Source organism: Yersinia pekkanenii (genome assembly GCF_001152565.1).
GTDB lineage: Bacteria > Pseudomonadota > Gammaproteobacteria > Enterobacterales > Enterobacteriaceae > Yersinia > Yersinia pekkanenii.
The window spans coordinates 1-7,098 of record NZ_CQAZ01000082.1 but is presented as its reverse complement, the minus strand read 5'-3'; the positions used below and the strand labels follow the sequence as shown (position 1 = coordinate 7,098).

The following is a 7,098-nucleotide window of genomic DNA, read 5'->3' as shown; positions in this document are numbered from 1 at the left end:
AATCCGGAGCTTTGCCTGTACTCAGTAGTAGAGTCAGCAACAGTAAAAGGCGATGTTAGCGGCGTAATAGTCGTTTCAACGAGGGAAGAATGGCAAATTTAAACAGGCTTTTTAAGGTTGATATCTCTCGACAGTCGAGGGCTGCATCCTATGCGAATTTTGGCATTGGATTGATTACGGCACTGGCGCCGGGATTTTATGGATTAACAGCTAAAGATTTTGAATCAGCGAAGCTGGAAGATATGGCACGTTTGGTACAAGTTTACAGTAGCTATGATGATGCTATTGAAGCGGGTGTGACTGGTGCGGCACTTAATGCAACAAACCGCTATTTTGCACAAACACCAACACCAGACCAATTGGTTATAGCTGACATTTCAGCAGCGTACAAAAATACGGCGATTTTACTGAATGGTAAAGATTCAGGCGTACCGCAAGCAATCGCCGCTATTGCTATTGTTGTTGGTGATTCTGTGCTTACAGCAACATTCCAAGATTCGGAATGGGAGGGGACCGTCGCAGAAAAAATCACTATCGATGAGAACAACACATCACTTTACCGGGTCGCTGGTCGAGTGGTCTTTGTGGCTGGTGCTGATGTCAATCTCGAATCCTCAGTAGTTGAACCTGTAGCATACCCGTCTGCAATTGTTGATATTAAACGTCAAAATAACAATTGGTTCTTGCAGATGAGTACATCGCGGGATGACGCGTTATTACAGCAAATTGCCGATTGGACAGAAGCGCAGCCGGATAAAATGGCTGTTGTCGTTGATAACTCGAAAACTTTTGCTATCACCCAATACCTGCATGATAACCAGTACGCCGGGACATTCTCAGTATGCACCCGTATTGCATCCAATTATCTTGACGCCGCTTTAGCGGGCCGCTGCCTGACTATGGCGCCGGGCTCAGAAACGTGGGCGCTAAAAACCCTAGCAGGGGTACAAACAGATAGTTGGTCAGAGCAGGAATATCAAGATATTACCGCCCTAAACGGTAACACTTTTGAGGATTACGGCTCGGGCATCATGGTGACATTCCCCGGCACAAGCGGCGATGGTGAAAGTATTGAAGTTGTGCGGTTCTGTTTTTGGCAGCGTGACAGGATGCAAAAGAATCTGGCAACGTTATTTATCAACAAAAACAAAATTGGTCATGACCCTGACGGCTACGAAGTTGTTTGCGCCAATATGGAAAGCTCACTTGCGGAAGGTCAGCGGGCAGGCGGCATCATGCAAGATTTTGCTGACGGTGATACAGCTTTATCTGGTTATACAGTCACGCGCCCAACAATGGCCGAGGTGACAGGCGCGCAACGCATCAAAGGTGACTTAACGGTCAAGTTCCAATTTTATTTGCGTCACGCCATCAAGCATGTTGATGCTATCGGTAACGCGGTTACATACGGGGTTTAACTATGTTTTTAGGCACAATGTCGTCAAAAGACTGGATTATTGTTATTGAGTCAGCACCTGTAATTGGTTTGGCTGACAGTAGCAATATCGAGATTGAAATGATGAGCGATAAAAACTCAGTAACGGCGGGTATCGGTGGCGATTGGAGTTTCGTCCAAAACCCTGATACCGGCGCAACGTTAAAATTTACCACTCAGCGAAATTCTATTTCAAACGCTTATCTGCATCAGCTTTTGCGTCTTGATCGCATATTTACATTTACGCTCACTAATAAGCGCAATGGTTCGACGCACTCCGCACCATACGGAATGATACAGCGCCAGCCAACTGACGGCGCACTAGATGGAAAGGGCGCCCAAACACTGGATTGGGCTGTTATTACCGGTGACGTTAAATCTGTGATTGTTTAAGGGAATAGAATGAGCGACGAAATGCAAAAAAAGATAGAAATCAACGGAAAGCATTACAGTATTGTGCGTATGAATGCTTTTGATGCTATTCATTTTAAGTTGCGCATGGCAGAGCTATTGGCTAAGCATGGCGTTAATCTGTCTGGCTCGTTAATGGAGGCGGGTGGGCGCATGTTTGCCATGTTGAATGAGCAAGACCATGACGAGATATTATTCCGCTTGCTCAACACGTCGCAGGCGCAATCATTGGATAATGATTTATATCTCGATAGTTGGGAGGCTTTAAATATCACCTTCAAACCGGTTGATATTACTGACGTTTACTTGTTGGGGCTGGAATGTATTAAGTTCTCGATTTTACCGGTCGTGGAAGGTTTAAAAAAAATATTGGTCTGGACATGTCCCTAAATGTGATGGAGTTCGTGAAGACGCTATCAAGCGGCTTGCTGCAAAACTTGACCCCGAAATCCTAGCAGAGCTCCCCGTCTGGAGAGTGATAGAAAGTGGCCTGATATCCTTCAGTGACGTGACATCAGGCCGCGCCTCATTTGATCGCATCATGCGTGCGGCGGCTTTAATTTCCTTTGATTCCGCCGTGGCAAATATCCCCACCCCAAAAAATAAGGCGTAATCATGGCAGAAGAAGCCCGCGACTTAGTCACAACCGTAACCGCAAAGGCAGACCTTACCGGCCTTTATGCATTTCAGAAAGAAATAGACCGCGCAACCAAGAAAGTAAAGCAGTTAGATGCAGTAATACGTCGCGCCAATCGACTATCACCCCACGCTAGCAATATGCATGGTGGTAATGGCGGTGGCTCGCGCCTACCATCCGGCGCCGCTGGTCTGTCTATTGCGACGGCGGGACTTGCTGGTGGACTTGGCGCTAATTTAGTTACTAGAGCCCTTCCGCCGCCACCTAAAAAAGGGGGCGGTCAGTGGGGGGGCGGAGCATTGCCACCAACACGAAATCACTTTCCATTACTGGGGGCTGGCTCGGATGCAGGTCGTGCCATGGCGAAACCTTCATCAAGAGCTCCGCTTTCCAATAGGAGTGGCGGTGCGGCTTTTGGTCAGTTTGATTTTGGTCGCATCGATTGGGGCGGCGGGCCGGAGACTAAAGCCATAAAAACACCCAAAGCCGCAAGAAAACCGGGTGAATCAAGCGGTAGTAATAGCATGATGCGGGGGCTTGCGGGAGCGGCCAGTGCATATGGTCTGGCAACGGCAATGGGCGCAGTTGCAGACCAGCTTGACCGCATACAGAGCGCAAAGGCTCAGTTAGACTCTTTACCGCAGTCAATTGAGGGTGGTGCTAAAGCATTTCAAGACATGTCAAAAGCTGCTAATGATGTGCGGGTGTCCTCCGAGCCGTTCATAAGTACCTACACGAACATAGCAACCGCGACAAAAGACCTGAAGATGAGCCAGGAAGATACGATAAAAACCACTCAGGGGCTTATAGGAGCATTGCAGTTAGGCGGAGGCAGTCAGCAGGCGGTAAACAATGCACTTTATCAAATGGGGCAAGCCTTTAGCTCTGACAGGTTCGCGGGTGATGAATTTCGCTCATTCATGGAGGCCATAGGGACACAGGCGCCAGAGGTCGCCAAGGCTTTTGATACTGACGTTAAAGGCCTGCGCAAGATGTCAGTGGATGGTAACGCCGCACAAATGGCTGCATATTCTGTATATACAATGGCGATAGCCGTTGTCCCATTTATCATTGTATTGGCTATTACTAAGTTGGTAGAGGCAGTGGAAAAGGCGCATCCATCACAGCAGCCAAAACCAATGACGTTAGCAGAACTGGAAACGGCAGCAGATAAGCTGAGAGAGGAAGCGACTTTATCAGGTAAATAGCGACAATCCCCGCAGTAAAAACAAAGACTATCTCAGAGTAGAGTCCACTTATCAGTAATGGTTAGTGGGCTTTTTTTATGACATTTCTAACAGGTAGTATTGAGGCACCGACAGAAAAGGCCGTCATCGTTCTTGAATCTGGCTTGGTTGTCACCCTTGATGTGCGGCTCAGTGAACGTTATTCACAAAAGCGGTCCGTATCAAAATCAACGATAGAAACCGGTTATAAAATCTCTGACGGCAATGTCACAGACATGCCTGAAATAGCTTTTGAAGGGATTATTACCGGCGTGTCGTCACTTATAAACTTACCCCGAAAACCCTTTGATAAGGAGCAAGCCGACGCCGCCATTGCCAGCATTGATGCCGCTTTCAAAGCAGAAGAGTTAGCCACTGTTTACACTTCTTTTATCACCGTTCCTGATTGCGTATTCACGTTATTTGACGTTGAAGCCACACCCAAGCAAACAGCATATATCGTCAAAATCGAAGCAGAAAGCATTCGCCGGGTAACGTTTGCCACTGCGCAAGGCGCACCTACGAAAACCAGCAAACCAGCAGGTAAAGCCAAAATCAGCAGTGGAAAAAAGACGGCCGAATCAATTAGCACAAATAATGCACCAAAAACGGATATTTTGCATTTCTGAGGGTGATAACGATGGCGGAAGAATTTTACAGGTTGCCACTTGTGGCATCTATTCCAGACCAAGACTTGTTAGTTAATATAATTTCAATAACTTGTAATGTAAGGGTTTTTTATACTACCGGCTCGCTGTCATGGTGGCTTGAATTGTCCAGCGCTGACAATTCTGTGACGCTGTCACAAATAGCGCTGAGACCAGATGTTATGCACTTTATTGAAGGCAAAATTTCGGGCTATACCGGAAGCGCGTCTATCGGTATGTGCACTAACAGGCCGGGCGGTATTTACAGCAGTATTGATGCGTTTGCGGGTGATTTTTACCTTTATTTTTCCGATGTAATTACCGTGGATTGAAGCACTAATGCACCAGCCAGATAATACGGGGTTTTGGGTAGAAACAATGAGATGGATAGCAGAGTACGCCCCGTCAATTTATGCGGGGCTTGCAGCAATTGGGGTGTCGTCATTGATGGCAATAAAAGACGGAAAACCAAAGAAATACATAGTAACTGCGTCATGCGTGTGCGGAATTATCGCACTCAGTCTGAGCGGTCTTTTACAGCATTTTGGACTGCCCGATAACTCAGCGGCGGCACTGGGTGGCGCAATAGGCTTTGTTGGGGCGGATAAATTACGGGATATAGTGATTAACATTGTAGCCCGTCGCACTCGTGGAGATGGTAACGATGGTGAATAATTTTGGTTTCAGTAAGCGCAGTGAAGTGAATTTAGTTAACGTCCACCCTGCATTGGTGCGTGTGGCTCGTCGTGCGATCCAGTTAACATCCGTGGATTTTACTGTTATTGAGGGGCTACGTAGTGTGATTAGGCAGCGTGAGCTTGTGAGCCAGGGCAGCAGTCAAACATTAAACAGTCGTCACTTAACAGGCCACGCTATTGATTGCGTGCCAATCATCAACGGTGTTATCCCTTGGAATGATAAATCTACGTTCAAAGCGGTGTCTGATGCCATGTTTCAAGCCGCAAAAGAGTTAGGTGTAAAAATTCGTTGGGGTGGTGACTGGAATGAAAATGGACGCAGTGATGATGAGCGTTTCTATGATGGCCCCCATTTTGAACTGCGCCGCCAAGAATACCCATAAACATTATGTGAGTGGAAAGGGTGATAGGGCGCCTTGCTTATATCCTGTTAATTTTAATATGAATTAGGTTTAACCATGAATAGCATAAGGATTTGGCTAATTATCCTGTCATGCGGTGCGCTAGTTACCCTGTCACTTATTGCGATGCATTACAGCAACAAGGCGGATAAAGTCGAGGGTGAGCGCAAGCAGCTTGCCGCTGACCTGTCTTTGACGAGCACCACGCTGGCGACTCAGTCGTTTCAATTTCAGTCATTTAATGAAATTGCCAGCAATGCTAACCAGTATGCGGCCCGCGTGGGAGCCGAAATTAAGGAGAGAGAAATTGAATATCGCACGATTATCAAAGTCGAGCCTTGTGCTGATAAGTACATCCCTGATGTTATTGCTGACCGGCTGCTCAGCTACACCGAAAGTCTACGTTCCCGCGCCTTATACCCCGATACCGGAAAAACTGACAGCGCCGCTAGTCGTTCCATTACCGCCCGCCGCTTAACCTATGCGCAGGCTGTTTTGTGGATTGAGCCGTTATTAGGTTTGCTGGATGAAGCCAACAAAGACCGGCAGAGTATTCGAGAAATAGAGCACATCCGGGCAACACCCGCACCGCAATCATAAATATCAGGCCCGCACATCGCGGGCTTTTTTTACCCGTCAGTGATATTGACATATGGTAACGAATTCGTTACCGTTAACTCATGAAGATAAAATATTACACCACACCAGACGACGTGATACCGCTGCAAAAGTGGTTATCTAAAAACCGCTCTGCCATCAGTAAAGTATTAGCCGTTGAAGAACGCTTAAAGCTTGGAAATTTATCCTCAGTGAAGTGGTTATCCGGTCGGCCCGGCATTGGAGAATATCGGGTTAATTGGGGCGCAGGCTTGCGGGTTTATTTGATGAAAGACGGCGATGAGATAATTATTTTATTGTGTGCTGGATTCAAAGACACGCAAGACAGCGATTTAGGCAAGGCGCAAAGTTACCGCGCTGATTATTTAAAAAGAAGGGGTTAATTATGCCAGCAACAGACAGTAATAAAATGTGGGCTGACTTGCTCCATGATGACCCGGCAGCAAGTCAGGATATTTTAGCTGAAGTGCGTCAGCGTATTCTTGAAGGTGAAATAGAAGTCGCAAAGGGAATGTTGAGAACACTGATTAAGGCTACATGCGGTTATCCGGCAATTTCTGATGATGTAGGCCGTAACTCAAAGTCTATTATGAGAATGTTGTCGCCAGATGTTGACCCCGGCATTAAGGCGTTTATGAGCGTCGTCAATGCAACGGAGCGACATTCACAAAAACCCGCATAAATTGGCGCAAACAACAGGCCCGCATAAGTGCGGGCTTTTTTGTGTCTGTCGTTTGGTGAAATCTGGCGGGCAATCATGCTGCCAGTTCTACAGATTTCACGTAGCGTCACCGGTCAAAAATAAGGGAAGGGGCTTTAATTTGTAGTTTTTGCTATTTGTAGTTGAAATATGGATCGCGGGGAACTAGACTCAGCTTAACGGATTACGGGCGGGATTGATTTTAACCCTTAGCGCGTAAGCCTTTCTATGCATAAGATTCAATTTAACATAATATACATTATGCGCACCAAGATAAAGATAGGCAGGATCTGGGGTTCCGTGCACATTTCCCCGAAAAGTGCCA

Annotated in this window: 11 protein-coding genes; all 11 read left to right on the top strand. The window is 46.8% G+C overall.

Translation table 11 applies throughout. The features are described from left to right. The first annotated feature begins 89 nt into the window (after window positions 1–89). The 11 genes from AEP37_RS21820 (at window position 90) to AEP37_RS21770 (ending at window position 6,755) form a co-directional block, all read left to right on the top strand. Window positions 90–1,418, top strand: a complete 1,329-nt coding sequence (locus AEP37_RS21820; RefSeq protein WP_049615303.1) for a DUF3383 family protein — start codon at window positions 90–92, stop codon at window positions 1,416–1,418. A gap of 2 nt (window positions 1,419–1,420) precedes the next feature. Next, entirely contained in the window at window positions 1,421–1,828 is a 408-nt protein-coding gene (locus tag AEP37_RS21815) for a hypothetical protein (protein ID WP_049615302.1), read from the top strand. 9 nt (window positions 1,829–1,837) lie between these two features. Continuing rightward, window positions 1,838–2,236 carry a hypothetical protein gene (locus AEP37_RS21810; RefSeq protein WP_235801377.1) on the top strand — a complete coding sequence of 133 codons (399 nt, stop codon included), beginning with the start codon at window positions 1,838–1,840 and terminating at the stop codon, window positions 2,234–2,236. Between the two features lie 225 nt (window positions 2,237–2,461). Further along, window positions 2,462–3,691 (top strand): tape measure protein, encoded by a 1,230-nt coding sequence (locus AEP37_RS21805; protein ID WP_049615301.1) that lies wholly within the window; start codon window positions 2,462–2,464, stop codon window positions 3,689–3,691. A 77-nt stretch (window positions 3,692–3,768) separates the two neighbouring features. After that, window positions 3,769–4,338 carry a phage baseplate protein gene (locus AEP37_RS21800; RefSeq protein WP_049615300.1) on the top strand — a complete coding sequence of 190 codons (570 nt, stop codon included), beginning with the start codon at window positions 3,769–3,771 and terminating at the stop codon, window positions 4,336–4,338. 11 nt (window positions 4,339–4,349) lie between these two features. Then, window positions 4,350–4,688, top strand: a complete 339-nt coding sequence (locus AEP37_RS21795) for a hypothetical protein (protein ID WP_049615299.1) — start codon at window positions 4,350–4,352, stop codon at window positions 4,686–4,688. 7 nt (window positions 4,689–4,695) lie between these two features. Then, the gene (locus tag AEP37_RS21790) at window positions 4,696–5,031 is read left to right on the top strand and encodes a phage holin, lambda family (protein ID WP_049615298.1); all 336 of its coding nucleotides are present in this window, start codon (window positions 4,696–4,698) and stop codon (window positions 5,029–5,031) included. After that, on the top strand, window positions 5,021–5,437 hold the full coding sequence (locus AEP37_RS21785; RefSeq protein WP_049615297.1) for a M15 family metallopeptidase: 417 nt from the start codon (window positions 5,021–5,023) through the stop codon (window positions 5,435–5,437). Before AEP37_RS21790 ends, AEP37_RS21785 begins: the two co-directional genes overlap by 11 nt. Window positions 5,438–5,512: 75 nt before the next feature. Further along, window positions 5,513–6,055 (top strand): hypothetical protein, encoded by a 543-nt coding sequence (locus AEP37_RS21780; RefSeq protein ID WP_049615296.1) that lies wholly within the window; start codon window positions 5,513–5,515, stop codon window positions 6,053–6,055. 80 nt (window positions 6,056–6,135) lie between these two features. Then, window positions 6,136–6,456, top strand: coding sequence for a type II toxin-antitoxin system RelE/ParE family toxin (locus AEP37_RS21775; RefSeq protein ID WP_049615295.1), 321 nt, complete (start codon window positions 6,136–6,138; stop codon window positions 6,454–6,456). Between the two features lie 2 nt (window positions 6,457–6,458). Further along, a complete protein-coding gene (locus AEP37_RS21770; RefSeq protein ID WP_082170893.1) occupies window positions 6,459–6,755 on the top strand; it encodes a hypothetical protein in 297 nt (98 codons plus the stop codon). Window positions 6,756–7,098: the final 343 nt, after the last annotated feature.